The organism is Natrinema halophilum (genome assembly GCF_013402815.2).
Lineage (GTDB): Archaea > Halobacteriota > Halobacteria > Halobacteriales > Natrialbaceae > Natrinema > Natrinema halophilum.
The window spans coordinates 1,420,601-1,447,370 of the sequence record NZ_CP058601.1; the positions used below are offsets into that span (position 1 = coordinate 1,420,601).

The window sequence follows — 26,770 nt, forward strand, 5'->3', positions numbered from 1 at the left end:
TGGTTCGCATCATTCGGGACACAGGCATCGGTCAACGGAAACTGACGCGGTCCGGGTCAGCTGGTCCCCATCTGCTCACCCGTTCGACCGCCGTCGGATCTGGCTGGCTCGACGGGCTTGACGCCGCTGACGATGAACCGAGCACCGTCGCTCGATGGATCGAGTTCGATCGTCCAGCCGTGGACCTCGAGGAGGCGCTGGACGATCGCCAGTCCGAAGCCAGTCCCGCTGTCGCTCGTCGTATAGCCGTACTCGAAGACGTCATCACGGTCCTCCGACGGAATGCCGGGGCCGTCATCCGCAACTGCGAACCCATCGTCGAGGCCCGTGACCGTCACTGTTACCCCCGCTCCGGCTTCGGCCGGTTCGGCAGCATCTATTTCCGCGTCGGACCCGTGTTCTATGGCGTTCCGGAAGAGGTTCTCGAAGACCCGCAGTAGCTTGGTCCGATCGGCCCGAAGGTGCCTATCGACGTCGACGTGGAGCGTGGCCCCGGCAGTGTCGACGTTGTCCCACGCGTCGCGAACGACGTCGGCCAAATTGAGTTCGGATCGATCGACCGTGGAGTCCTGGCGTGCGAGCAACAGGACATCGTCGATGATTGCGCTCATCCGTTCGTGTGAGTGATCGATCTCCTCGACCGTCTCCAGCGCCTCGCCGTCGACCTGTTCTTCCAGGGCCAAAAGATACCCCTGAGCGACGTTCAGCGGATTTCGCAGGTCGTGACTGATCGTCGATGCGACCTGATCGAGCCGCTGGTTCTGTTCTCTGAGCTGTTGTCGGGACGTCTCCAGTTCGGTCACGTCACGGAGGAGCAACGAATAGCCGCTCAGTTCGTGGTCGGTTGATTTCCGAACGGGTGAAATGAGCAAGGAGTAATACCGTCGTTGTCCGTCGATCCGCAGCGTCAGCTGGGTGGTGTGGCGAGTGGAAACGTCGAAGTCGACCTGCGAGGCGAGTGCCGGCCAGACTGCCGCTAACAGCTCCCCTTCCTCGTCCGGGAGCGATGACCGCATCGACGCCGCTTTCTGGTTGTAGTCGACGACACACCGGCGTTCATCGACGACGATCACAGCATCGTTCAACGACTCGACCAGCGTGTTCCGCGCGACGGGAATAATATCGAGCAACTGGAACTGGTAGATTGCAACCATCGTCGCCAGCGCAGTCGGCAACGCGCCGAACGAGGCGTAATTGAATCCAGGAAGGGGAACCCTCCCGCTAATCGATAAGAAGTTCAGGATACTCACGAAAACGGCCGATGCCATCAGAAAGAGAATACGGGGCCACGCGGTGCGACGCGTTTGCAAAATAAACCGAACGAGTATGATCAGCCCGACTGTGGTAATCGCATAATTGAGGTTCAATGCGAAGAAATACAGCGGGCCTCGATCGAACGCCGCGAACGTGAACGGAACGCCGCTTTGATGCACGGTGAACTCTTCGATCGTGAGCCGTCGAAGAGATGGCACCGTAGCCATGACGACGAGAAATACGGGGAGACCGACCAGAACAGCCTGGACCCACCGCCGCCTGTGGTAGTCATTGTTCGTATACTGTGATATCAGCGTGAAATACACGGATCCACCGATTATCCCGGTGACTTTCTCACTGTACGTGAGGAATTTCAAAAGGGCTGTGTCGGATGTGAAATATATTGTGAGGATTTCAAGTTGCCAAAAAGCAGCAATGAGGATCAACAGGAGGAACATTCCAAACCCACTGAATTCGGCACCGCTCCGATATGACCAGAGAGCGAGCAGCAGAAGTGTCAAAAATGTCATACTGGTCAGCAGAACATGCCCGAAGAAACCCGCTGAAACCTCCGGTAAGACCATATTTGGGGTTTATTGGATGGATAGTTGAATATTGTGGCTACGAATACGATTCGGCGCTGCTCGGACGGGCGAACGACGGCGAACGTAGTTTGACGGGAATCCGGGAGCATGCGACGGAATCCCGAAAATATCGACTCGTTCCATCGGTAGTCCGTGGCTCGTCGGTTCGGGTCACACACCGGACGTCGCTCGCTGAGCGAAATCGGTTTACCTGCACCGCCAGTACGACCTGTCAGTGACAGACGAACGTTCTTCGATGCCGAGCGACGAGCAGCGAAGCCACTCCGCGGCACCGAACAACGGGAACCCGGACGATGCAAATCCGAACGAAGAACCGACGAATGAGACGGATCGCACTGACTCGGAGACGACCGATACCGAGGGACGGACCGACGCGGACGACGAGTTCACGATCGCGGATTTCCACGACGCCAGCCAGCAAGCGGGCCGACCGGTTCTCACCGCCGCTGCCGTCGCTCGCGCCCTCGAGATCCCCCACGAGGAAGCCAGCGACCGACTCGAGACGCTCGCCGACGCGGGGAGTATCGAGCGCCTCTCCGTGTCGACGGACCCGGTGGTCTGGTACCCCAGCGAACTCGAGGATCTCACGGATCGCGAACGCGTCATCGTCTTTCCGAAACGGCGGGAGATCGTCGTCGATCGACCGGACCAGTTCACGCGCGCCCAGCTTTCCCAGTTCGCCCACCTCGCGGACGCGAACGGGGAACAGGGGTATCGGTACGTCGTTCGGCCGGCGGACGTCTGGGGGACCCCTCACGACTCGTTCGACGACCTCGCGCAGACGATGCGCCAGGCGCTCGGGCAACGCTCCGCGGACCTCGAGGACTGGGTGGAAAGCCAGTGGGATCGCGCCCACCAGTTTCGGCTCGTCACGCACGAGGAAGGGTATACCGTCCTCGAGGCACAGAGTCCGGAGATCATGGGGAACGTTGCGCGACAGAAACTCGACGAGGAACACGTCCACGCGCCGATATCGGACACCCAAGACTGGGTCCGCGAGGGATCGGAGGCCGCGATCAAGCGCATTCTTTACGAGGCAGGCTATCCGGTTCAGGACCATCGCGAGCTCGCGTCCGGCGAAGCGTTGTCGATCGACCTCCAGGTTCGGCTGCGCGACTATCAACAGACCTGGGTGGACCGCTTCGGCGAGGCCGGCGAAGGCGTCTTCGTTGGCCCGCCAGGGAGTGGAAAAACGATAGCCGCGATGGGTGCGATGGCCCGCGTCGAAGGCGAGACGCTGGTGTTGGTGCCGAGTCGGGATCTGGCCCAGCAGTGGGCTGACGCGATCCTTGAATATACGACGCTCGAGCCGGAGCAGGTCGGGCAGTACCACGGGGGCCGCAAGGAGGTACGACCGGTGACGATCGCCACCTACCAGATCGCGGGCATGGATCGCCACCGATCGCTGTTCGACGACCGAGAGTGGGGGCTGGTCGTTTTCGACGAATGCCAGCACGTCCCGTCGGACGTCTACCGACGCAGTACCCACTTACAGTCCAAACATCGACTCGGATTGTCGGCGTCGCCCATTCGAGAAGACGATCGCCAGACCGAGATCTTCACCCTCGTCGGTCCACCGATCGGCACGGACTGGGAGGCGCTGTTCGACGCGGGTTTCGTCGCGGAGCCCGAACTCGAGATCCGATACGTACCCTGGGGCGACGAGGAACAGGGGAACGCCTACGGCTCCGCAGACGGGCGAGAGAAGTATCGGATCGCCGCGAAAAACCGAGGAAAAATCGACGAGGTTCGCTATCTGCTCTCCGCACATCCGGACTCGAAGGCGCTGGTCTTCGTCGATTACCTAGAACAGGGTCGCGACCTCTCAGACGCGCTCGACGTTCCGTTCGTAAGCGGTGAGACACCCCATCACGATCGCCGGCGGCTGCTCGAGGAATTCCGGCGAGACGAACGCGATTTACTGATAATTTCGCGGGTCGGCGACGAGGGGATCGACCTTCCCACGGCCGACCTTGCCATCATCGCCTCCGGACTCGGCGGTTCGCGCCGACAGGGAACCCAGCGCGCCGGGCGGACGATGCGCCCGGCCGGCGGGGCGCTCGTATACGTCCTCGCGACGCGAGGGACCCGCGAAGAAGACTTCGCTCGGAAACAGCTTCAGCACCTGGGCCGAAAGGGGCTGACGGTCCGCGAGCAAACGGTCGAAGGCGAAGAGCACTGAGAGAAATCGGCTCGCGAGGCTGCGGTCGGTTCGAGGCCAATATTCAAGGGTGCGTATTCGAACTGTACAAGTAGTATGAACGAATCACGCGTACTCGAGGTGGTGTGACGGTGAACGACGAACCGACGCAACGCCAGATTATGGTCGGGGAGACGGCTGACGGAGCGAACCTGAAGCTGCCGGTCGTCGAATTGCTTACCGGCCGCGGATTCGTCACCGGAAAATCGGGGTCCGGGAAGTCGAACACCGCGTCCGTCATCGCCGAAGAGTTGCTCGAAGCCGGCTATCCCCTCCTCATCGTCGATACCGACGGTGAGTACTACGGGCTCAAAGAGGAGTACGAGATGCTCCACGCCGGGGCCGACGAGGAGTGTGACATCCAGATCGGACCGGAACACGCAGAGCAGATGGCGACCATCGCACTCGAAGAAAACGTTCCGGTGATTCTCGACGTCTCGGGGTATCTCGACGAGACCGTAGCGGACGAACTGCTTCGCGAGGTGGCCCGTCAGCTGTTCGTCAAGGAGAAAAAGCTCAAGAAGCCGTTCCTGCTGGTCGTCGAGGAGGTCCACGAGTACATCCCGGAGGGCGGCGGCGTCGGAGAGACGGGGAACCTCCTGATCAAGATCAGCAAGCGCGGCCGCAAACACGGCCTCGGAATTCTGGGGATCAGCCAGCGGCCGGCCGACGTCAAGAAGGACTTCATCACGCAGGCCAACTGGCTCGTCTGGCACCGGCTGACCTGGGACAACGACACGAAAGTCGTCGGTCGGATCATCGACTCGGAGTACTCGGAACTGGTTGCGGATCTCGACGACGGGCAGGCGTTCGTTCAGACCGACTGGACGGAGGTCGACGTCCGCAAGATTCAGTTCCGGCGAAAACGGACCTTCGACGCGGGCGCGACCCCCGGGCTCGAGGACTTCGAACGGCCCGAACTCAAATCCGTCTCGGACGCGCTCGTCGGCGACCTTCAGGAGATTTCCGAGCGCAAGGACCGGAAGCAAGATCGCATCCAGGAACTCGAAACCGAACTGGAGAAGAAAGAAAAGCGAATCGAAACGCTCGAAGACGAGTTGTCCTCGGCCCGGGACGTTTCGAGTGCGGCGAAGCAGATGGCAGACGCCCTGCAGAACACGGAAACGGTCCAGTCGCAACTACCGGGCGGTGGCGAAGATGTGCGTCGGCTACACGAGGAGATCGCCGATCTCGAGTCCGAACGCGACGAGTTACGGTCGGAGCTTGCCGCCCGCGACGATCGAATCGAGGATCTCGAAGACGAGCTCACGGCTCGGACGTCGAAGCTGAACCGAATCAAGAAGGAAAACGATCAGTTACGTACCGTCGTCCGCAAACTCGAACGCGAGCGGCCCTACGCCGAGAGTGCCGAGGATGAGACGGACGACGAAGACGACGCATCGTCACCGATCGTCCAGGCCGGCGGCGAGGCCCACGAGTACGGGTACACGCCGGTCGATGGGGACGCGGACGCGGGTTCGGACGCATCGCCGAACGCCGACGGGGAAACGGACGTGGCCAGCGACGGCGCGTTTGTCGTCGCAAACGAGGAGCGCAAACCCGCGGAACTGCTCGAGATACAGTGGGTCAGCGACCGCGTTCACCGCGCGAGTGAGGGGTCTCAGTGTTCGATCGAAACGGCCGAGGAGGTTCTGGCCGTGTTCGCACACGAGGGGCCGCTCGAGGCGGAGACGATCGCAAACCGGGTCGATCGGTCGACGGTCGCGGTTCAGAGTCTCCTGTCCGAACTCCGGACGGAAGGAATGCTCGAGCGGTCCGCTGAACGGACGTATTCGCTGAGCGACGACGTTCGCGCCGCGCTGACCGAAACGCCGCCGGCGGAATGAGTATCGTCGGTTCGAAATTCATCGAGGACAGCGGGCAGGTCTAGCGACGAAGCCCGTCACCCGCTGCCTCGATCGCTGCGGTTTCGATCCCCTGGTGGACCGGGAGGACGACGAGTTCCTCAGAGAGGCGGTTTGCGATGTCGTACTCCTCGTTTCCGTAGACCGACTGGCGGAGTATCGGCCAGGTGTGGGCCCCGATGACCCCGCAGTCTTCGAGTTCCGCCAGAAACGCGTCCGGTTCGTCGGCGCGGACTGGGAATTCGTACGGGCTGATCCCCTCCGGGAGACGGTCGTAGACGATGGTCACGTCGTCGCGTCCGGCCAGAGCGCGTTGCCAGGCGCGGTAATTCTCCCGCCGTGCTGATCGGATCGCTCCCGGATCCGCGGCGTCGGCCACGGCTTTCGAGAACCTCGACATCGGCGCTTTGGTGGCCTCGTACCGGCTCCCGGGATCGACACTCGACGGATCGTCGGTGCCGTCGGAGAGGAGGGCTTCGACAGATCTGTGAAGCGATCGGCTCGTCCCGAGGACCGTTTCGGCGACCGACGTGGCGACGTACCGACAGTCCGCGGCCGCAACTCGGTCCGATACGCCGGCGAGCGACGAGGGCTCGAACGCTTCGCGGACCGCTTCGTCCCGACAGTACAGGACCGCACCGTCAGGAACCGGAAGGAGTTTCCGCAGGGTCGTCACCCCGAGATCGCCGGCGGTCCCGAGCAGCGTCTCCCCGTCGACGCTGAGTGGCGCGTGCGCGTTATCGTCGATGTGATAGCAATCGTATTCGTCGGTCAGCGACGCGAAGGTTTCGAGGCCGGGTTGCGGGAAGCCGAAGTAGTTGACAGACATGACCGCGACGGTATCGTCGTCCATTCGTCGTTCGAGGTCAGTAAAATCGGGTTCGAGGGTCTCTTTGATCGCGTAGAACCGCGACTCGAGGCCGAGGTCGTGAAGCGGCTCGACGACCGCTGGTGAGAGATAGGCGGGAACGAGGACGTTTTCACCGGGCTCGACGAGCCCGGCGAGGCCGTCACGGAGCGCGACCTTCCCGGCGCCATAGTACGTGTAGTCGACGGACGGGGCGTGCAGGTCGACGAACGACTCGATTCCCACGTCCCCCGACCGTGAGAGTGATGCGTCGAACACGGAGGGGGTTGCACTGATCATACGTGTGATTGGTATGCGATGGAAGTGGCGACGATCATCGACGTAATACAGTAACGGCCGGTACCTTAGTGATACGGTCAGTACCGTTCGCTATCGATTCGCAATCGATACTTACAGGCTCGGGTCGGTCCCTCGGTAGGGCAGCTATTCTGACCTTACAGGCGGCAGTACGATCCTAGAGACGGCCAGCACTTGCATAACAAAGCACGGGTGGACAAATACCGCTTCACATGGCAGGTTCGACCGACGAAGAAGACCTTCGTCTGCTCGTCGTTGGGCTCGACGCGGGCTGTCGACCGATACTCGAGCCCTTATTCGAGTCGGGCGATCTTCCGACTCTTCGGCAACTGTTCGACACCGGGTCGTCGGGGCCGCTCGAGTCCCAGATTCCGCCGTGGACCGCGAGTGCATGGCCGTCGCTGTACACCGGAAAGAATCCGGGCAAGCACGGCGTTTACGACTTTCTCTCGTTCGACGGGTACGACTGGGACGTCGTCAACGCGACCCACGTCAGAGCGAGACCGATCTGGGAGCTACTGAGCGAGCACGGATTCTCGAGCGTCGTCGTTAACGTCCCGGTGACACACCCCGCTCGAGAATTCGACGGCGCGTTGATTCCGGGGCTGACAGCCCCCGAGGACCCCGACTGTCATCCGGCGGGGATTCTCGAGGACGTCAAAATGGCCTGCGGTGGCGAGTACTGGGTCTACCCCCAGAGTGGCCCGGTACCCGACAGGTCGATCGACGGGTACGAACGGACGATCGAACTGCGAGGGACGGCGTTTCGATATCTCTGTCAGCGGATCAGTCCGGACTTCGGATTCCTCCAGTTCCAGCAGACCGACTCGGTGTTTCACGAACGGCCGGGCGACGAGGAGGCGGTCAGTGCGGTCTATCGCGAAGTCGATCGTCAGCTGGCGGAAACGCTCGAGCGAACCGATCCCGAAAACGTTCTCGTCGTTAGCGATCACGGCATGGGACCGGTAACCGGTACCGAATTCCGCGTCAACGAATTCCTCCGGGACAACGGATACGTGACCGCCAAGAGCGGCGGTGAAGGGATGCCGAACTGGTCAAAGGCCTGGGAGAACGACCTGCTCTACGGTTCTGAGGCCGGTGAGTACGAAGCGAATCCGCTCGAACGAGCGATGAACGTCGCGGCGAGAGTCGGGATCACGACCCAGCGCGTCGCGGGCGCGCTCGACCGCATCGGCCTGAAGGAACCGATCGGGAGTCGGGTACCGAACGATCTGCTCCGGGCGGCGAGCGAACAGGTTGATTTCCCGGCATCGCGGGCGTTCATCCGCTCGAAGAGCGAACTCGGCGTCCGCATCAACCTCGAGGGGCGCGAACCGAACGGGCGGGTCCCCGAGTCGGCGTACGAAACCGTTCGTGAAGAACTCATCGACGCGCTGTCGGCGGTCCGAACTCCCGACGGGGAACCGATGTTCGACGCCGTCGAGCCGCGTGAGACGTACTTCGAGGGACCGCACGTCGACATGGCCCCCGACGTCGTGACTGTCCCTGCAGAGTTCAACAACGCGATCGTCGCCGACCTGGGACGAGACCGCTTTGGCGAGCCGATGGAACCGTGGAACCACAAGCGAACCGGCGTCATCGCGGCGACCGGTCCGGCGTTCGACGAATCAGCGATGCTCGACAGCGCGACGATTTTCGACGTTGCGCCGACGATCTGTTCGCTGTTCGACGTCCCCGTCGACGCGGCTATGGACGGCGACCCGCTCCCGGTGATCGACGGGGGTGTCGAGCGACCGTATCCGGCCTACGATCCGGCACCGATTACGGCGACCGACGACGGAGCGGTCGAAGACAGACTCTCCGACCTTGGCTACCTATGAGTGTCGAGATCCGCGTCCTCGATCCGGACACTGATGCCGACGAGTGGAACCGATACGTCGACCGTTCTGACGGTTCGAATCCGTTTTTCCGGGCCACAGCACTCCGATTACAGGCCGACGACACCGGGACAGACCTGAACCTGTTGGCCGGGTTCAAGGGCCAGGAACCGGTCGGCATTTTTCCCGTCTTCGAGTACAGGAAAGGGCCGATCACCGGTGCGTTTTCCCCCGCTCCCTATTCGTGGGCGAGCTATCTCGGCCCCTCCCTGCTAAACGTCGACAAGCTCAAGCAGCGCAAGGCCGACCGGCGTACAAAACGGTTCATCGAGGGCTGTCTCGAGTGGATCGACGAGGAAATCTCGCCGCTGTACAGCAAGTTCGTCACCGCGGAGTTCGACGACATCCGACCGTTCGTCTGGAACGAACACGACGTCAAACCCGGCTACACGTACATCGTCGACCTCGACGGTACCGAGGACGAACTCCTAAAACGGTTCAGTAGCGACGCGCGGAGCAACGTTCGAAACGCAGACGATACCAGCTACGTCATCGAGGAAGGGGACACCGACGACGTCGAACGCATCGTCGACCAGGTCCGCCAACGGTACGAGAACCAGGGGCAGTCGTTCCAGTTGAGTTCGAACTTCGCGTGCTCTCTTCACGAGCAGCTTCCCGACGGCTCACTTCGGCCGTACGTCTGTCGCGTCGGCGAGGAGTTTCAGGGCGGCATTCTCGTTCTCGAGTCCGATGGGACGCGATACCGGTGGCAAGGCGGCGTCAAACCGGATGCAGACGTCGACCTTCCGATCAACGACCTGCTCGACTGGCACGTTATGCGCGACGGTCTCCACGATGGAATCGAGGAATACGACCTCGTCGGGGCCGGCGTCCCGAGCATCAATCGGTACAAGGCGAAGTTCAATCCGCGCCTCGAGACCCACTACGAGATTACCACGGGAACCTTCGGGATCGATCTGTTAGTCGATCGGTACCAGAAACACCGGTGAAATCGGGCGGACGGCTCCAGTCGTCGATCACTTCACCTCGCCGATCCGATACTGCGACTGCCGGGCATCCTCGAGGCTGACTCGGCTGCTAACCAGCTCCTGTTCCTCGAGTTTTCCCAGCGCGTAGCGGACGGTCCGAGGGCAGAGCCGAGATTCGTCGGCGATCCCTTCCTGCGTCAGTGGTTCCTCGTATTCGAGAACCTTGTAGACGAGTTTCGCGCTGGGTGGGAGGTCGGCCGGGACCGTCTCGTTCTGTGAGGGATGGCCCGAACCGTCGCTTTCGTCGGTCTCTGCAGCCTCGTCGACGTCGGTATCGGGTTCGGTTGCACTCATACGTTCCGACCGGGACAGTCACCGTTCGAACGTTCGAACCGTGGTACTCGCGTTCTCGGCCGGTCGAGAGTCACCGAACAGATCCGTGGGGATACGCTGCCGTCGACGTCCGGGAATCGATTACGTGAAGCGGTCTGTGGCGGTCTCATTCTCACTCGGGAGTTCCAGCGTGAATCACATATACAACACCGACAGTTCAAACATACAGGGAGGAACTAATGAACGAACTATCGGATCAATCGCTCGATTGACACTGCGGGAGCCGTACACCGGGCAGCGCGCGTCTGCGAGTTATCGATGTCGCGTAGCGGGGTCGAAATCCGTCTGTCGTCTGCTGTGTTAACCCGTGCATAGTAAGGCGATGGCCCGCCTCAGAGGAGCATATGTTCGGAACCAGTGGGATTCGCGGACGGGTCGGCGACGAGGTGACGGCGGAACTAGCACTCGCTGTTGGACGCGCGGTCGCTTCGGAGGGGTACGACCGAGTCGTCGTCGGTCGGGACGTTCGGGAAAGCGGATCGATGCTCGTCGATGCAATCGGAGCGGGACTGTGCGAGTGTGGCACCGACGTCGTTACCGTCGGGGTCGAAGCGACGCCGACGGTCGCCCGTTCGATTCCTCGCCTCGAGGCCGACGCGGGAGTCGTGATAACGGCGTCGCATAATCCGGCGACCGACAACGGAATCAAACTCTGGAACCCTTCGGGGAAGGCGTTCGGTCCGGACCAGCGTGCAGCGATCGAACGGCGTGTTCGTCAGGACGACTACGAGCTGGCCGCATGGGACGAGGTGGGGAGACGCGAGCGTCGCAGCGGTATTCGAGCCGCTCACGCGGAGACGCTACGGAAATCGGTCACCCTCGAACGGACGCCAAGCGTCATCGTCGACGTCGGAAATGGAGCCGGAGGCGTAACGGCGTCAGCCCTCGACGATCTGGGCTGTCGGGTCCGCACCCTCAACGGCCAGGAGGATGGCTCGTTCCCCGGGCGACCGAGCGAGCCGACCGAGGAGTCCCTTGCGACGCTGTCGTCGCTCGTCGAGCAGACGGACGCCGAGGTCGGAATCGCTCACGACGGCGACGCCGACCGCATGCTCGCCGTCGACGAGACCGGGACGTTCGTGCCCAAAGATGCGTTGCTCGCCCTGTTCGCACGAGAGGCGGCTGAAGATGGAGAACGGGTCGCTGCGCCCGTCGATACCAGCCTCGCCGTCGACGACGCGTTGGCAGACGTCGGTGCGTCTCTCACCCGAACACAGGTGGGGGACGTCTACGTCGCAGAGCGGACGACGGAAGCAGACGTCGTCTTCGGCGGTGAGCCAAGCGGGGCCTGGATCTGGCCGGCGGAAACGCGGTGCCCGGACGGTCCGCTCGCGGCCTGCAAACTGGTGGCATTCGTCTCTCGAGGCGGGCCGCTCTCCGATCTCGTCGCCGAGATAGAAGGCTATCCGATCCGACGAACGTCGGTCGAGGTCGAAGACAAAGCAACGGTGATGGCCGAGGTGAGCGACCGAGTTACCGATCGATACGACGAAGTCGATTCCCTCGACGGTGTCCGGGTCGAAACGGCCGACGGCTGGTTCCTGCTTCGGGCAAGTGGGACACAACCACTGATTCGAGTGACGGCGGAGGCGCGGTCACCGACGGATGCCGATTCGCTATTCGAAGAGGCCCAGACGTTGATAACCGAGAGCGTCGCGACGAGCATGTAACGGAACGGGATGGGGCGGACCTGGGCGGCATCCAATTCATAGGGAAAACGAGACAATACTCCGTGCTCGAATCGACCGTTGGCGCCACCGAACGAATTATCTCCGCTCTTTGGGGATGAAATCGGAGGTCTTCATCTCTCGGTACGTCGCGCAATCGGGACAGGCGTGGACGACGTCACGATTGTCGCCAAAGACGCGGGCGAACTGTCGGGTCACTTGATTGCCACAGTTGACACATCGGGGGGCAGTCGTTTGCTGGCCGGACGTCATTGGCGTCCAGTTCGCGGATGGGTCCGTCGACATCAACAATTCATACCCACAGATCGGTATTTACTATGGGCCTCATAATCGACGCCGCCCGTAGTATTCTCACGTTTCGACCGAAAGTGACCCGTGAGAAAGACTGTTCGGATATCGAGAGTATCAGCGCCTCGTTCGTGAGAAATGCAATATTTCGTCGGAGTAATACGGTGTTTAGCCCCGACAAATGTGTCAGAATGAGACAAATTAAGGGCTCAAAACCGATCATCGCGATCGGGGAACAAGGATCAGCCTGCCGCTAACTGATCGGGGGAACAAGGATCAGCCTGCCGCTAACTGATCGGGGCTGAAAACAGCTCATCGGTCGGCAGATACCGACGCAGATACTGCTCCTCTCAGTTGCCGATTCGACGCCATTACAGCCGTATAATTATCCGCCACGTCAAGGATTACGGTCAGACGAACGCGATCGTTCTTGCGGCAAGGAGGGTACTCGTATCAGACCACTCTGCGTCCCTCCCAAAACCGACGGTTCCTCGGTTCTGTGCCCGTTCCGACCGGTTCGCTCAAGCGGGACAGTTCCCGTTCGCTCGGATCGCCCGTCGCTATCAGGTCCGCCCTTTATATGACGGCGAATCACTAGTCGAACTGGAGGGTATCGGTCGATACCCACATTTCCGGAAACGCCGTTGCCGGGATCTCGATCGCCACAGTAACCCTCCACGTTCGATCACGACATCGTTCGAGTACGGGTCGCTCAGCACCGATGCCGTGCGGATTTAGGACTACGGGGGTGGTCTCGCATCCTGCGGCCTCGAGACCCTTACTCGAGTTCGATCGGTATCGGCGGGCCGCTTTCGGAATCGGAGCACGACACTCCTCACGCATCGTTTAGCAGTAACGCGTACTGATAGGACCGTCCGATACTCGAGAACGGGACGAAACGCGTTCGCCACCGATTATTCGACGGTGACGCTCTTGGCGAGGTTTCGCGGTTTGTCGATCGGTCGGTCGAGCAGATCGGCGGCGTAGTACGAGACGAGTTGGAGCTGGACGTTCGCGAGCAATCCGGCCAGGTCCTGATCGGTGTCGGCAATCTCGAGGTGGTCGTCCGCGGCCTCGACCGCAGGGTGGTCGTCCGGACAGACCGCGATAACGGGCGCACCACGGGTCTGGGCCTCTTCCGCGTTTTTCAGCGTTTTCTCGTCTTCTTCGCCAGTGAAGATAGCGAAGACTGGCGTCTCGGGCGTAACCAGTGCCAACGGTCCGTGTTTGAGTTCGCCGGAGGCGAATCCTTCAGCGTGCTCGTAGGTGATCTCCTTGAACTTCAACGCACCTTCCAGGGCCACGGGGAAACCGAGGCCGCGGCCGATGAAGAAGTACGCCTGGCTATCCGCGTAGCGCCTGGCGATCGCAGCGGCGTCCGAATCGTCGAGGACGTCGGCGATCGCTCCGGGCATCGACGCGAGTTCCGCCAGAAGCGACTCGGTATCCGCCCGCGGCTCGCCGCGTTGATCGCTGGCGATGCGCTGTCCAAGCAGCGTGAGCATGACGGCCTGCGAGGAGAACGTCTTCGTCGCAGCAACCCCGATCTCCGGCCCGGCGCGAATAAAGAGGGCATCGTCGGCCTCACGAGCAGCCGTCGAGCCGACCACGTTCGTCACGGTGAGCGTTTGAGCACCCTCGGCGTTTGCCTGCCGGAGGGCATTCAAGGTGTCGGCCGTCTCGCCGCTCTGTGTGACCGCGATCACCAGCGTTTCGTCGTCGACGGGCGGAGCCGAAACGCTGTACTCGTTTGCCAGCAGCGCAGACGATCGCACGCCAGCCTGGTTCAGCGTCAGCGAGCCGTACAGCGCAGCGTGATAGGACGTCCCGCAGGCGACGAACTGAACGCTGTCGATCCCTTCGAACGTTCCCGGCTCGAAATCGGAGAGGGCGATCCGCCCGTTCGCGGGGTCGATTCGGCCCTCGATCGCCTGGGCGAGCGACGTGGGCTGTTCGTTGATTTCCTTGAGCATGAAGTGGTCGTACTCTCCTTTGCCAGCTTGCTCGGGATCCCACTCGACCGTCTCGGGCTGGCGCGTGATCGGGTTCCCCTCGAGATCGGTAAACTCGACCCCGTTCTCGTCGACGACGACCACGTCGCCATCCTCGAGGTAGACCACACTGTCGGTGTACTCGAGGAAGGCCGGAACGTCGCTCGCAAGGAAGTATTCGCCGTCTTCCATCCCGACCACGAGCGGCGAGCCCTGTCGAGCCGCATAGAGGACGTGTTCGCCCGACACCATCGCGGTGACAGCGTAGCTCCCCTCGAGTTCGTCGATCGCCTGTCGGAACGCCGTCTCACTGTCGAACCCCGCGTCGAGGTAGTACTGAACGAGGTGGGGGATAACCTCGGTATCGGTATCGCTGGTGAATTCGTAGCCGTTTGCCCCAAGCCGTTCTCTGAGCGCGGCGTAGTTCTCTATGATGCCGTTGTGAACGACCGCAACGTCCTCGCTCTCGTCGGTGTGCGGATGTGCGTTCGCGTCGGTCGGCGGCCCGTGCGTGCTCCAACGGGTGTGACCGATTCCGACTTCCCCCTTGAGCGGTTGACCGATCGATTCTTTCAATTCTTCGACCTTTCCCGAGCGTTTCCGTACGTTGATGCCGGAGCCGTTCTGAACCGCAACGCCGGCGGAATCGTAGCCCCTGTACTCGAGGTTCTCGAGCCCCGTTAGCAGGGACTCGAGCGCGCTACCGTCGCCCACACGCCCGATAATACCACACATTGTCAGATCACCGACTGTGAAACCGTTCTGGGCGCGCGTCTAGCCCGGCCGAGGCGTCGACTCGACTATCCCCCGAAAGCGGCGGGAAAGATGACGTGATGTCCTGCTCGTCTATGGCGATTGTTCGAACCGCCGAACGGTACGCTACCATGAGAACAATTCAAACCACCCGATCCCATTACTATAGACGGGCTACTAACCCCCGTAGCCTGTGTGTACTCGGCCGGTAGCGTGTGACTGTGACGGCTACCGAAAGCGAAAACTCTCGAGTCAGCGGGCAGTCCCCGGATACGAATCTGCAATTGCAGGCGCGCTCACGGCGTCTTTGGCTGAAACCATCGCATCCGATGGAAAAGTACGGTGAACGAACAGCGAAGCGGCGCTCGAGCGGCCACCGCCCGCTGTTCAGTAACGACTACCCAAAGGGCAGTAGGGAGGCAAAACAGCGACCCGAAATCCGCGATGGAACGCGCCGCCGTGAGAGACCGGTCGGCCGCTCGTCGTCGCCCTGATCCGGTCACGAAAGCAAGCGGTGAAGTCGACGGGTCACCTGGAAGGGGACGAATCGCCACACCTTTTGCGGTGGATCTGGCACCCACGAATATGGGTTTTGGTAGCTACGACGAATCCGAACAACAAGAGCAGACCACCGACGACGAAGACGTAGATGCCGTCAACGTCCACGAAAACGATCATGAAGGGGAGATGTCGTTTGAATCCGACGTTTCGACGGACGAACTGGTCTCACAGCTCGGGTCGATGAAAGACGACGAAACCGACGACGAATAATCCGCTGCCACAACGACGTCGCCTCGAATCCGGCCATCTTCGGTTGACGGCGACTCGAGAACGTCCTCGGTCTGCGCCCGAGTTAGGGCGGAACGTGGGCCAAACTGAAGCGGATCGGGGCTGAATCTCGGTCGGGCCGACTCGAACGTGCTCCGCTCGTTTTTCGAATGCGCTCTGTTGACGATCGAACCCATCGATATCAGCGAGAAACGCCGCGCAGTACCGTCAGGAGAGGGTCGCACCGCAGAGTTCGCCGATCGCCCGCCGCAGTCGCTGGGAGACGGCAGACTTCGAGACGTCGAGTCGATCCGCGAGCTCGTCTTGAGAAATGCCCCGCGGAACGTCGAAATACCCCTCCTCGTGTGCCACAGTGAGTAGCTCCTGTTGTTTGTCCGTCAAGGCGACGACGCCGTCGCCCTCGTCGTCAGACACGCGGAGGTGATCGACGGTGACCGAGATTTCTCGGTCACGGCAGTAGTCGTTGAACTCGACGAGCCGATCCCGATCCGGAAACCGAAGCTGGACCAGCCATCCGTCGCGTGAACTGGAGAGGTCGAGGAGGCGCCCCCCGATCTCGGCGGTTGCTGCAGAGAACGTGACAGCGCGTGGGGCCAGTGTGACTCGATAGACGCGCCTGTCGGGATAGCGATCGACGAGAACCGGATCAGTGACGGTCGAATCCGTCTCGAGGGCCGTTTCGAATTCTTCGAACGCAGTTCCGTAGACGGTGACGAAGACGTGGGTTCGGTCGGGTTCGACGGTGATCCAGTAGTCGGGTTCGACGGTGACGTCTCGCGTTTGCCCGAGAGTCGGCCGCAAAAACAGGTTCGGATGATCGAGCCGAAGTTGGGCGACGATCCCGCCCTCGGCTTCCGATCGGATTCCTCGCGAGTCGACGTCGGCGTCGGTGTCGGCGACGGCATCTGCCACCTCCTCGGTATCGGCGATGTCGATGCTCATGTGATCACCCGCGATGCAAGCGGTCGACCGTCGTAATATCGTATTACCTCCACGGCGCTCATTGAATGGCTCATTAGGAGCCGGAGAAATGACCGTGGGCGCTAGATACGGAACCGTATCCGAATCTGACATCAATGTGTATTCATTAGTTAGATATAGGAGTGGTTTCTCGGAGGGCGGAAATAAGAAATTACCTCGTCTAAATACCCGTATAGGATCGATATACGGGCGGTGTCGCGGTTCAGCCGATATACGGGCGGTGTCGCGGTTCAGCCAGTCGCGGCGTCGTCGAACAACAACGCGAACAGTTTTCGCTGGGCCAGCCGGAGGTGACGACTGAACGTCGGCTGAGAGACGCCGAGCGACTCCGCGACTTCTTCGCCCGTGCGTTCGCGCGGCCACTCGAAGAACCCGCTGTGGTACGCCGCTTCGAGGGTCCGCCGCTGGCGCTCGGACAGGAGAGCATCCAGTTCGTCGAACGGGCGCGTCGCTCGCGCAGGGCGATCACGCTCCCGGCGCGCGACTAACTGCGCGCCGGAATACGTTCGGTCGAGCGTCTGGATGAACGATCGAACGGCAACCGGCTCTCCGAGTTCGATCACGAGCCTACTCCGGTCGTCGACCGGCGTGAGCGACCGGAGAATCCCGCCGCAGTCCGCGATCGTCCGCGCGACGGTGGGCTCCGTCACGGCGACCTCGAGAACGAAGTCGTCGTTGCCGCTGCCGACGATCGAAGCCGCACCGACCGCGGGCAGCGATTCGACGGACTCGCGAGCAGCGTCCGAGTCGGATCCGGAGACCGCACAGAATACCGTCGAACCGCCGGACGACCGCGGAACGACGGCCCGCACATCGATCCGTCTGTCCAGTTGGGTGGCGATCGACGAAAGTGGTTCCGCAGCGTTCCGAAGCACGACTTCCAGTTCGGTGATGCGGTCGGCGAGGAGCGCGTCTTTCGTTTCGATCGCGGCGATCGCATCACCGGCGATCGCCGCGAGGTGGTCGCAGGCTCGACGGGTACTCCCGTCGAACGCCGAGGTCTGATCCGCGTACGCGGTGAGCGTTCCGTACTGGAACTCGCTCGAGGAAAGCGGGACGCTCAGCACGGATCGGAACCCCCGCTCTAGGGGACGTTGTCGCCACGGTCGCGCCTCGTCGGTAGCGCTCGCTCCGCCGGCTTCGAGCGTCTCGAGTTCGGCCGATTCTCGGGTCGCCGCGGCGGTTCCCGTCGGTGAGTCAGTCTCCTCTTCCAGCGGAACCGTCGTCCGCTCGAGGAACTCTCCGTCGCGACCTGACCAGGTCGACGGCACGACCGTCTTCCGTCCGTCGTCGATGCGGCCGACCCAGGCAAGTTCGATCTCGCTCGATGATTCGAGCGGGGAGAGCGAGACGACCGCTTCGCTAAGTCGCTGCTCGACCTCTTTGCGCGTATCGGCTTCCAGTATCGACCGTTCGGCGGCCCAGATCCGTTCCGTGCGCTCCGCGAGCGTCTCGAACCGAGACCGAGCGCGTCGACACATGCGAAGATCCGCGGCGTGCTGGACGTTCTCGAGCGCCACGACGGCGGCGTTCGAAATTCCCACCAGGTGATCGAACTCGACCCCTTCGAAGGCCATCGGATCAGTACTGGTCGCGAGCACGACGCCGCGCGACCCGATCGGAACGGCGAGGACCCGCTCGGCGCGCAATCCGGTGTGAGCGAGGAGGCCGTCGAGCGCCGCTGCCTCGATGATGGTCGGCGCTTCGTCCTCGAGAGGATCGGCCAGCGGCGTTCCGTCCGGATCGATAGACGGTGGCTCGATCTCGCCGCGGCCGCCCGACGCGATCCGATCCGCAGCGGCGACCGCTGCCGGGCGAAGACCGTCGTCAGCCACGAGGTACCAGGCGGCGATATCGGCATCGACGGACTGCCGAATGCCGTCCACTACTGCTGATCGAATATCCGATGGCGTCGCAGCCTCGCGGATGGCAGCAGTGGTTCGGCGAAGCGTCGAGAGCGCCGCGACCGGTGATCCACGTCTGTCTCGGATCACACAGAGCGTTCGATTCGGGTCGGAAAGCGGTGCCACGAACACGTCGACCGGACGATGCGTCTCGGTCGCGAGCTCGCCCGTGACGGGCTCCATCCATCTCACGATCGGCGATCGGGCGCGCTCTCGAACGATTGCTGCGAGATCGTCGGTGAACAGCGACTCGAGAGAACGGCCGACGAGTTGGTCAGTCCCGGCCAGGTCGGCGAGCGCCGGATTGGCCATGCGAACCGTCGAGTCCTCGATGACCGCGATGCCGTCGTCCAATGCGTCGACGACCGACTGGAGGAGGGCACGGCGGTCTCGCTCCGGTGACGCGTCAGCGGCGAGGGGCCGCTCGCTTGCGGACACCGTGACGCCGTCATCGCCGGGGTGAACGGAGACGACGAGATCCCGTTCGAGCGCTGAAACGGTCGTTTCGAACCTGACGACCGCACCCGTCGCTTTGGCCTCGCGGACCCGGTCTGCGATTTTCCCACCAAAATCGTCGGGTAGTAACTCCCAGACGACTGTTCCGACCGGGATCTCGTCTCTCGACCGGTCAGCCGCATCGATAGCGGTTGTGGCGTCTCGCGCGTCGGCGAACAACTGGATAGCCGCTTCGTTGGCGTATCGAAGCTCTCCTCGCGGACCCAACGTAAACATCGCATCCGCGAGCCGATCGAGCCCTTCCCGACCGTCGCCCCGAGCGAGTGATTCGGTGCTCCGGGCGCCCATCAGCGTGACGACGATCCCTTCGACGGCCGGGTCCGCCAGCCGATTCGTACAGGAAAGCTCCGCGACGTGCCAGGTCCCGTCGGCGTGGCCGATCCGAAGCCCGACACGCTCTGTCGTTCCGACGGACGCCTCCGTGACGGACGCAAGCGTGTTGCGAACCCCCTCCCGATCGTCGGGATGAACGATTCGTGTTATCGACGTCCGCTCGAGTTCCGTCGGCGTATATCCCATCCGCGATTCGACTGCGGGACTCGCGTACTCGACGTCGCCATCTGCGTCGAGCACCCAGACGACTGCCGCAGCGCTTTCGAGGATCGCCTGATAGCGCCGGGTCTCGCTGGCCGTCGTACGCCTGTATCGCTCGCATTCAGCAACGTTCTCGACGCGAGCGGTGAGAACCGACGCTGACGCGTCGCGATCGACGACGTCGCTCGCCCCGGCCTCGAGCGCTGCATCCGCGTCCCCCTCGCCTGTCACTGCGACGATCGGGCGTTCGTCCGTTCGATCGACGAGCCGCTCGAGCGTCGATTCGGATGACCGCGATCGGTCCGCGGACGGGACGTACGGGCAGACGAGACAGTGAACGTCGCGGTTCGCGAGTCGCTCGATCGCACCCTCGACGGTTCGTTCGCGGATTAGTGCGACGTCCGGTCCCGCCGCGGATAGCGAATCCATCGCAGCATCGGCGGGGTCCGAATCGCCGACGATCAGGACGCACGGAACGTCAGCGGCGACGGCCGGTATACCGTTACTCACCGGACAGACACCTCCGGCGAGCGATTACTGCGTGTTGAAAGCCACTATCACCCTGGGTTAGACCATCGGACCGGCGAATACCATGGGCGAGAGGAGCGCTACCGGACCGGCGAATACCATGGGCGAGAGGAGCGCTACCGGACCGGCGAATACCACTGCCCTGGTGGACAGCCCTGCCACGACCGACAGCCTGATCGGTGGGACCCGACGCAAACCTCAGTCCACCAGTTCGGGGACCGAATCCCTCACGGAACGGGACCGAACTGAGGGTTTCTGTCACGATAGCGACCGAATTGCAGCCGCTCATCTTAAGTAGGATCGTCGTACCCGCGGGTAGCACAGTATTACGGGCCACCTGGATAGCGTCCGTTACGATTGTTCGCGAACAGTCATCACCGGAACCGGCGCGTTCCGCACGATCTCCTCGGCAACGCTGCCCGAGATCAGGTGGTCGAGCCCCGATCGGCCGGCCGTCCCGACGACGATCATATCGGCCGGGTTGGTGGTGGCGAAGTCGACGACCTGTTCCTGTGGAACGCCGTGGCGAATCGATGACGTCACTTCGATGCCTTCTCGAGTTGCCGTCTCTTCGGCCGCTTCGGCAGCCGCCACGGCCTCGTCTTCCGGATCGTTTCGAAGCCTATCTTCTTTCGATTCCGCCTGCGGCCCCTCCTCCGATACCGACACCACGTGCAGGGTCGCATCGAGCTGGGTGGCGAGTTCGACTGCGCGATCGGTCGCTCGACGTGCGGGATCGCTACCGTCCGTTGCGAGCACTAGATCCGTATACATCGTTCGCCTGTGATTTCGTGAGACTGCGACATACATCCCGGACCTGCCGTTGCCTGCCGAACTCTGTCAGATCGACGTGATACTTCTCCTTAGAATACGACCTCCCATACGTTACAGCAGTTTCGACACTCGAACTGTCGTTTCAACCCGGCCTCGATCACCGAACGATCGATTTCCACGCCCGCCTTTTCGAGACAGTTCGGACAGCGGTGGCGGTTCATTATTTCGTCTCTAGATGTGAGTATGAATAAAGATAATACCATCATAATTTGGATTAAGCGTTGCTGTGTCAATTAGAATGGAGAAATCCGAACGAACACCCCTGACGATTCGACCGAAATGGTGCCTCGACGAGCGGGTGGCTCAGATCGCGTCGAGAACGACGATGGCGAGGTAAAGTTGCCCGACGCCAGCGACGATCATTACTGCACCTGCGAGACGCTTGAGCGGACCGGCGTACGCCGTCAACCTGCCCGCACCGGCAACGACTCCCATCCCGGTCGCAACCGTCAGCGAAACCATGAGAGTGACCAGGCTGCCAACGTACGTTCCCAGGAGCGCGCCCGCTGCGGTCGACGAGACCGACAACGAACGCGTCACAACGCTAAAGAAAATCGGCGCGACACAGCCCGCCGCCGCCAGCGCGTAGCCGACGCCGAAGACTGCAAAGCCGAGAACGCTCGAGCGTCGCTTCGGGAGCGGGATGGACAGCGACGGTGCGCGGTCGAAAACGACCAGAAGGCCGAACGCGATCAGGATGACGCCAGCGATCACTTCGAAGAGCGTGATAGACGAAAGCGTCGAATATCCGACCGCGAACGCCGCCCCCAGAAGGGCAGTGAACGTGACGAGGACGCCGCCTCCAGCGACCAGTCCGCGACTCAGCGCACCGCCGAGCGATGCCCGTTCGCCGTCGGTCTGGCTCACGTAAAAGCCGACGTAGCCCGGCAGGAGCGGGTAGGCACACGGAGAGAAGAACGTCGCAATACCGGACGTCAGTCCGAAAACGATCGACGTGGTGACCGCCGCGTCGACCATCCTATCCGCCTCCGCTGGCCTCGACCGCTTGCTCGATCCCGGCGACGAGTTCGTCTGCGGTTTTGATGCCAGTATCCTCCCACTGCACGCGTCCCGAGGTATCGATTGCAACGGCAGATGGGTATCCGCCCGCGAGATATCTGGCGGTCAGTTCTGCAGTCGGATCGAGGCCGAGTAACCAGTTCCCCTCGTGTTTCTTCCACCAGTCGACCAGTTCCTCTTCCGTCATGGATCTCCCAACTGCTTCGTTCGTGACCGAAATGAACAGCACCTCGTCACCGATTCGTTCGTTTGCCGCCGCGAGAGACGGCATCTGCTTGATACACGGTGGACACCACGTCCCGAAAAAGTCGATGAACGTCGGTTGGTCGGACGCTGGAACGCGGACCTCACCGGCCTCGCTTCCGGGTGCGTCGACCGTTTCAATCGTCATCGGGTCCGTATTCGTCGATGCCGATCCGTTCCGATTCTCGTTCTGGCTCCCGCCAGGCCCGTCCTCCACCGACGGCAGCCCCCGTATCGCGACGACTCCTGCGCTCCCGATGACGCCCAGACTACCGATTCCGGCAAGGACGTCACGTCTTCGCATTTTATGCCGTCACCACCGTTTCGACGTCGTCTACGACCATTTGAATCTCGTTCGTTGCTCCTTTCGGATACGCTCGCTCGACGATCCCCCGTTCGTTGGCGAGCAAAATTAGGTTGAAGTGAGGAAACGCGTACTCGAGGTTTTCGTACTGTTTTGCGTCCCGTTTTTGGAGTGGCAACCCGATCTCTTCGTTCATTATCGTCTTTGCCTTCTCGTAAGTCTCCGGCCTGAGGAAGTGCCAGTTCTCGGCGTCCGCATCGACACCCTGTTGATCGGCGAACGACCGGAGTGCTTTTTCCGTATCACGCTCCGGGTCGAACGTCATCGCAAGCAGTGCAACGTCGTCGCTATAGCCCTCGGACGCTGCGACTTCCTGAACGCGGCGCAATCGCAGCGTCAATGCGGGACACATTCCATCGGGACAGTTCGTGTAAATGAACGTCATCAAAACGGCCCGTTCGCCCTCGTACTGGTCAGTCGAAATTGTTTCTCCTGACAGGGGATCGGGCAGGCTGAGTGCAGGCAGGTCCTTGCCGTAACTCGGATGTGACGCTTCGCTCAGGTCAGTTTCTGGCGGCTCGAGTACGGTATTGGTGTCTCCTGTATTCCCACCATCGTTTCCGAGGCCTCCGCCAAGGCAGCCAGCAACGCTGGTGAGTCCCGCCATCCCGACTGAACCGAGGTATGTCCGGCGGTTCATGTTTGATCCGTAGGAGCGGCCAATCAAAGGTTCGTTGGTTCGATTCGCGAAGGTGCGATGGACATTCAGGCCGCCGACGAACAACGGGATCCACGTGAACGGGTAAGTTTGACCGAACTGTCACGTAAAATCGCGATCATCAGTCTCGTTGCGGCCGTTCGATCGGCGAACCAACAGGCGTTTTGTCGCCCCATCCCAACACGCTTTCAATGAACCGACGTGGGTTTCTCCGTGCCACGGCCGCGGTCGGCACCGTCGGGACCGCCGGGCTCGCTGGGTGTCTCGAGCGGCTCGGCTTCGAAGAAGAGTCCGCCTGGGCAAACCCGCCGCTCGTCGAGAACCGTCCCGACGCCGTCTACCTTCCGGCCTCACGCGAGGAGATGGGGATGTACGGGATGGCCACCGACGGCGACTACGCCGTCTCGCTCTCGTATACCTTCCCCCACCGGTTCTGGACGGTCGAGGCCACCGAGAAGGGAACGGAATTGGTCGAGGTCGACACCGACGATAGCCACCACCTGATGGCCACCGTCTGGGACCGGAAGACGCGCACCGTTCTTCCGGTAGACGTCCGCCTCGAGATCCTTCAGGACGGCAGCCCTGTCGACATCGGCGTCTCCTCGCTGTGGCCGATGCTCTCCCAGCGAATGGGCTTTCACTACGGTGACAACGTTCGGCTCCCAGGGGAGGGGGAGTACACGGCTCGCATTCGAGCCGGTCCCGTCACGCGGCCCAATCGAACCGGAGCGTTCGAGGGGCGACTCGAATCGCTGGCAACCCTCGAAGTCGGCTTCGAGTATTCGCGAGCGGACATCAACGATCTCTCCTTCGAAACGGTCGACGAAGACCGGCGGGGCAGCCGTGATGCGCAGTCGTTGATGCATCACGAGGGCAGCGGCGAGCAAAACCGCGGCGGAAAAACCGAATCCGAAGGCAGCGGCCAATCCGGCCAACCGCCGACGGGGCAGGGCCCGCCCGTCGAGGAGATGCCCGGTGAATTACTCGGGACCGAGCGAAGCGGTGATGCGAAATTCTCAGCGATCGTCACCGACGCCGATCGGTTCACCGACGGCGGCTCGTACCTCGCAATCTGTCCACGAACGCCGTACAACGACATCGTTCTCCCCTTTCTCACCATGTCCGTCTCCATCGAGCGAGACGGTTCGGTCGTCCAGAAGGGACCGCTCGCGGAGATGCTCGACGGGGAGTTCGGCCACCACTATGGTCTCGAAGTCGACGAACTCGGGGCCGGCGATCGCGTTCGAGTGACGGTCGACTCCCCGCCGCAGGTGGCTCGTCACGACGGCTACGAGACCGCGTTTTTCGAGTTCGAGCCCGTGACCATCTCGGTCTAACGTGAGAGCGGTACGAACAGATCGTGGCGAGTTTCGGCTGGAAATCTCGGCTTGTCCTCGAGTCGAACGCCGTCCCTGGACATCGCGGTATTCGCGGTTCGTGTCCGACGCTGGCGTGTAATCGTGTACTGGAACGGGACCCGTAAATTCGATCATACATCGGTCGAACGATCGAACGACGACCCGTCGCCTTCCCTTACGGTTTCGATAACTATCCGGGATCAACGAATATGCTCGGGACATGTCCAGTACAGGCCAGTCAGATATGCACGTCGGATGCCCGGAGTGTGGAACGACGATTGACGCTTCCATTCCCCCCGGCCCGGGTATCCATGCAGAGAGCGATTCGAATCGTCTGCTCGGAAAGCAAACTCGATGCCGAAATTGCGGTCACGAACTCGAATTCTATTATTACTGAAGACGCCCGTATTCGGGCGGAGCAGACACGGATTGGGGCCACCACACCGCCGTTCGGAACGGAGACGGCGCGGCACGGTCCGGAACCCCACCACGAATCGAAAAGCTACGGCGGAAGTCATCGGCCGAGACACGAGGACGGGGAGGTACGGTCGGAGCCCTCGAGACGAACAGATAGCGGTTCCGGCGGAAACGGGATGCGAACATGGATTCTCGAAACCCCGTGTAACCCGCGTCCTCGAGGATGAGGAACCATCTCCGGTCAAGTATACTCAGTCTCTAGCAATCTGTGAGGAAAGACTCCCGCCGGTAACGGCAGGGAGGACGTCACCTACTCAGCGTGTCCCGCCACCGTCGTCGACTCACCGGCCCGTCTCCCATCCCCGTACCGTGTCGTTCAGGCGCTCGGCACCGGTCTCGGTTACCGCGACGAGATCTTCGATTCTGACGCCGAACGCCCCGTCGAGGTAGATTCCCGGTTCGACGCTGAACACCATCCCGGGCTCGAGTTCGCGAGCGTTGCCCGCTGCGATGTAGGGCGGTTCGTGGACCTCGAGGCCGACGCCGTGGCCGGTCCGGTGGACGAACGAGTCGCCGTAGCCGGCGTCGTCAATGACCGACCGGGCAGCGCGGTCGATCGCGCCCGCGGTGACGCCCGGTTCGATGGCATCGACTGCAGCCTGCTGAGCCTCCTCGACGGTTTTGTGAACGCGTTCGTATTCGTCGGGAGGATCGCCGACGACGATCGTCCGGGTCTGGTCGCCGGGATATCGGGCCGTCCCTCCATCGAGATCCGACGGGACGAACGCGCCGAAATCGAGGACGATGGGATCGCCCGTTCGAATCTCCCGCGAGCCGCTTTGATGGTGCGGGCGTGCTCCGTTCGAACCGGCGGCGACGATCGTCTCGAAAGCGGGTTCGACACCGCCCGCAGCGGTGAGCAATCGGTCGATCTCGCTCGCGAGTTCCGCCTCCGTCGTCCCCACGAACTCGTCACCGCGCTCGCGAATCTCGAGCGAAACCTGATCTGCAATTGCACCGGCCCGTCGGAGCGTCTCGAGTTCGACGTCGTCCTTGCGAATCCGGAGCGGCTCGAGGACGGCACTCGCGAGGCCGAACTCGGCGGCGGGAAGTAGCGTTCGGAGATCCTGCGAGAACGTCGCCCACATTCGGTCGTCGACGAGGACGGTCACCGGGCCCGTCGGATCGAAGGAATATCCCTCGATGACGTCGGCGGCGGTCTCGAGCGGGTCGTCCGCATCGCCCCAGAGGTGTAGTTGCATCCCTGAAATCGGCAGCTCGGCCAGTTGGGCCTCGTACATCGTCGGCGCGAGGAGTGCCGGAGCACCGCTCTCGGGAACGAACAGCCACAGGTGGCGTTCGGACGGGGTCTCTTCGAAGCCGGACAGATAGGTCAGGTTCGGGCTCGGGAAGCAAACGATCAGATCGGCACCCGCCTCTTCGAGGCGACGCCGACAGGCCTCGATCCGTCGCTCGAACGGAGCACTCATGGTACCCAGTTCGCTCGAGCACGGAATCAACGTTCCGGCGCGTGGGGTTTCGCATCGCCTTCAGACCCATGCTCCTCGTACAACCGAAGAATGAATCGCTGCGTC

At 62.0% G+C, this 26,770-nt stretch carries 19 protein-coding genes; 7 read left to right on the forward strand and 12 right to left on the reverse strand.

Annotated features, from left to right (window positions below; all coding sequences use genetic code 11):
• Positions 1–56 precede the first annotated feature (56 nt).
• Entirely contained in the window at positions 57–1,784 is a 1,728-nt protein-coding gene (locus HYG82_RS27675; protein ID WP_179260315.1) for a sensor histidine kinase, read from the reverse strand.
• A gap of 289 nt (positions 1,785–2,073) precedes the next feature.
• On the opposite strand from HYG82_RS27675, the gene HYG82_RS27680 reads away from it, so the two are divergent.
• A complete protein-coding gene (locus HYG82_RS27680) occupies positions 2,074–4,041 on the forward strand; it encodes a DEAD/DEAH box helicase (RefSeq protein ID WP_179260316.1) in 1,968 nt (655 codons plus the stop codon).
• Positions 4,042–4,181: 140 nt separating this feature from the next.
• Positions 4,182–5,906, forward strand: coding sequence for an ATP-binding protein (locus HYG82_RS27685; protein WP_425495420.1), 1,725 nt, complete (start codon positions 4,182–4,184; stop codon positions 5,904–5,906).
• Positions 5,907–5,946: 40 nt separating this feature from the next.
• Here the strand turns inward: HYG82_RS27685 and HYG82_RS27690 are convergent, their stop codons facing one another.
• Complete coding sequence (locus tag HYG82_RS27690) at positions 5,947–7,071, reverse strand: DegT/DnrJ/EryC1/StrS family aminotransferase (protein WP_179260318.1); 1,125 nt, start codon at positions 7,069–7,071, stop codon at positions 5,947–5,949.
• A gap of 230 nt (positions 7,072–7,301) precedes the next feature.
• Between HYG82_RS27690 and HYG82_RS27695 the strand changes: the two genes are divergently transcribed.
• Positions 7,302–8,930, forward strand: coding sequence for an alkaline phosphatase family protein (locus HYG82_RS27695; RefSeq protein ID WP_179260319.1), 1,629 nt, complete (start codon positions 7,302–7,304; stop codon positions 8,928–8,930).
• Positions 8,927–9,937 (forward strand): lipid II:glycine glycyltransferase FemX, encoded by a 1,011-nt coding sequence (locus HYG82_RS27700; RefSeq protein ID WP_179260320.1) that lies wholly within the window; start codon positions 8,927–8,929, stop codon positions 9,935–9,937. Before HYG82_RS27695 ends, HYG82_RS27700 begins: the two co-directional genes overlap by 4 nt.
• 27 nt (positions 9,938–9,964) lie before the next feature.
• On the opposite strand, the gene HYG82_RS27705 is transcribed toward HYG82_RS27700, so the two are convergent.
• Positions 9,965–10,270, reverse strand: a complete 306-nt coding sequence (locus tag HYG82_RS27705) for a MarR family transcriptional regulator (RefSeq protein WP_179260321.1) — start codon at positions 10,268–10,270, stop codon at positions 9,965–9,967.
• A gap of 383 nt (positions 10,271–10,653) precedes the next feature.
• Here HYG82_RS27705 and glmM point away from each other — a divergent pair, with 383 nt between their 5' ends.
• Positions 10,654–11,979 carry a phosphoglucosamine mutase gene (glmM, locus tag HYG82_RS27710; RefSeq protein WP_179260322.1) on the forward strand — a complete coding sequence of 442 codons (1,326 nt, stop codon included), beginning with the start codon at positions 10,654–10,656 and terminating at the stop codon, positions 11,977–11,979.
• Positions 11,980–12,075: 96 nt separating this feature from the next.
• On the opposite strand, the gene HYG82_RS27715 is transcribed toward glmM, so the two are convergent.
• Entirely contained in the window at positions 12,076–12,282 is a 207-nt protein-coding gene (locus tag HYG82_RS27715; RefSeq protein WP_179260323.1) for a DUF7563 family protein, read from the reverse strand.
• A gap of 917 nt (positions 12,283–13,199) precedes the next feature.
• Positions 13,200–15,011: a glutamine--fructose-6-phosphate transaminase (isomerizing) gene (gene glmS, locus HYG82_RS27720; protein WP_179260324.1), complete on the reverse strand. Its 1,812-nt coding sequence runs from the start codon at positions 15,009–15,011 to the stop codon at positions 13,200–13,202.
• Positions 15,012–15,614: 603 nt separating this feature from the next.
• Here glmS and HYG82_RS27725 point away from each other — a divergent pair.
• A complete protein-coding gene (locus tag HYG82_RS27725; RefSeq protein WP_179260325.1) occupies positions 15,615–15,800 on the forward strand; it encodes a DUF5786 family protein in 186 nt (61 codons plus the stop codon).
• Between the two features lie 225 nt (positions 15,801–16,025).
• On the opposite strand, the gene HYG82_RS27730 is transcribed toward HYG82_RS27725, so the two are convergent.
• The 6 genes from HYG82_RS27730 to HYG82_RS27755 all read right to left on the reverse strand — a co-directional run bounded on the left by HYG82_RS27730 (position 16,026) and on the right by HYG82_RS27755 (position 23,382).
• Positions 16,026–16,760, reverse strand: a complete 735-nt coding sequence (locus tag HYG82_RS27730) for a helix-turn-helix domain-containing protein (RefSeq protein WP_179260326.1) — start codon at positions 16,758–16,760, stop codon at positions 16,026–16,028.
• A gap of 269 nt (positions 16,761–17,029) precedes the next feature.
• Entirely contained in the window at positions 17,030–20,263 is a 3,234-nt protein-coding gene (locus HYG82_RS27735) for a bacterio-opsin activator domain-containing protein (protein WP_235217849.1), read from the reverse strand.
• A 369-nt stretch (positions 20,264–20,632) separates the two neighbouring features.
• Positions 20,633–21,055, reverse strand: a complete 423-nt coding sequence (locus HYG82_RS27740; protein ID WP_179260327.1) for a universal stress protein — start codon at positions 21,053–21,055, stop codon at positions 20,633–20,635.
• A gap of 363 nt (positions 21,056–21,418) precedes the next feature.
• Entirely contained in the window at positions 21,419–22,093 is a 675-nt protein-coding gene (locus HYG82_RS27745) for a cytochrome c biogenesis CcdA family protein (RefSeq protein WP_179260328.1), read from the reverse strand.
• Position 22,094: 1 nt separating this feature from the next.
• Complete coding sequence (locus HYG82_RS27750) at positions 22,095–22,682, reverse strand: TlpA family protein disulfide reductase (RefSeq protein ID WP_179260329.1); 588 nt, start codon at positions 22,680–22,682, stop codon at positions 22,095–22,097.
• A gap of 1 nt (position 22,683) precedes the next feature.
• Positions 22,684–23,382: an SCO family protein gene (locus HYG82_RS27755; protein WP_179260330.1), complete on the reverse strand. Its 699-nt coding sequence runs from the start codon at positions 23,380–23,382 to the stop codon at positions 22,684–22,686.
• 209 nt (positions 23,383–23,591) lie between these two features.
• Between HYG82_RS27755 and HYG82_RS27760 the strand changes: the two genes are divergently transcribed.
• Positions 23,592–24,737: a twin-arginine translocation signal domain-containing protein gene (locus HYG82_RS27760; protein WP_179260331.1), complete on the forward strand. Its 1,146-nt coding sequence runs from the start codon at positions 23,592–23,594 to the stop codon at positions 24,735–24,737.
• Between the two features lie 779 nt (positions 24,738–25,516).
• Here HYG82_RS27760 and HYG82_RS27765 read toward each other — a convergent pair.
• A complete protein-coding gene (locus HYG82_RS27765) occupies positions 25,517–26,665 on the reverse strand; it encodes a M24 family metallopeptidase (RefSeq protein ID WP_179260332.1) in 1,149 nt (382 codons plus the stop codon).
• Positions 26,666–26,770 lie beyond the last annotated feature (105 nt).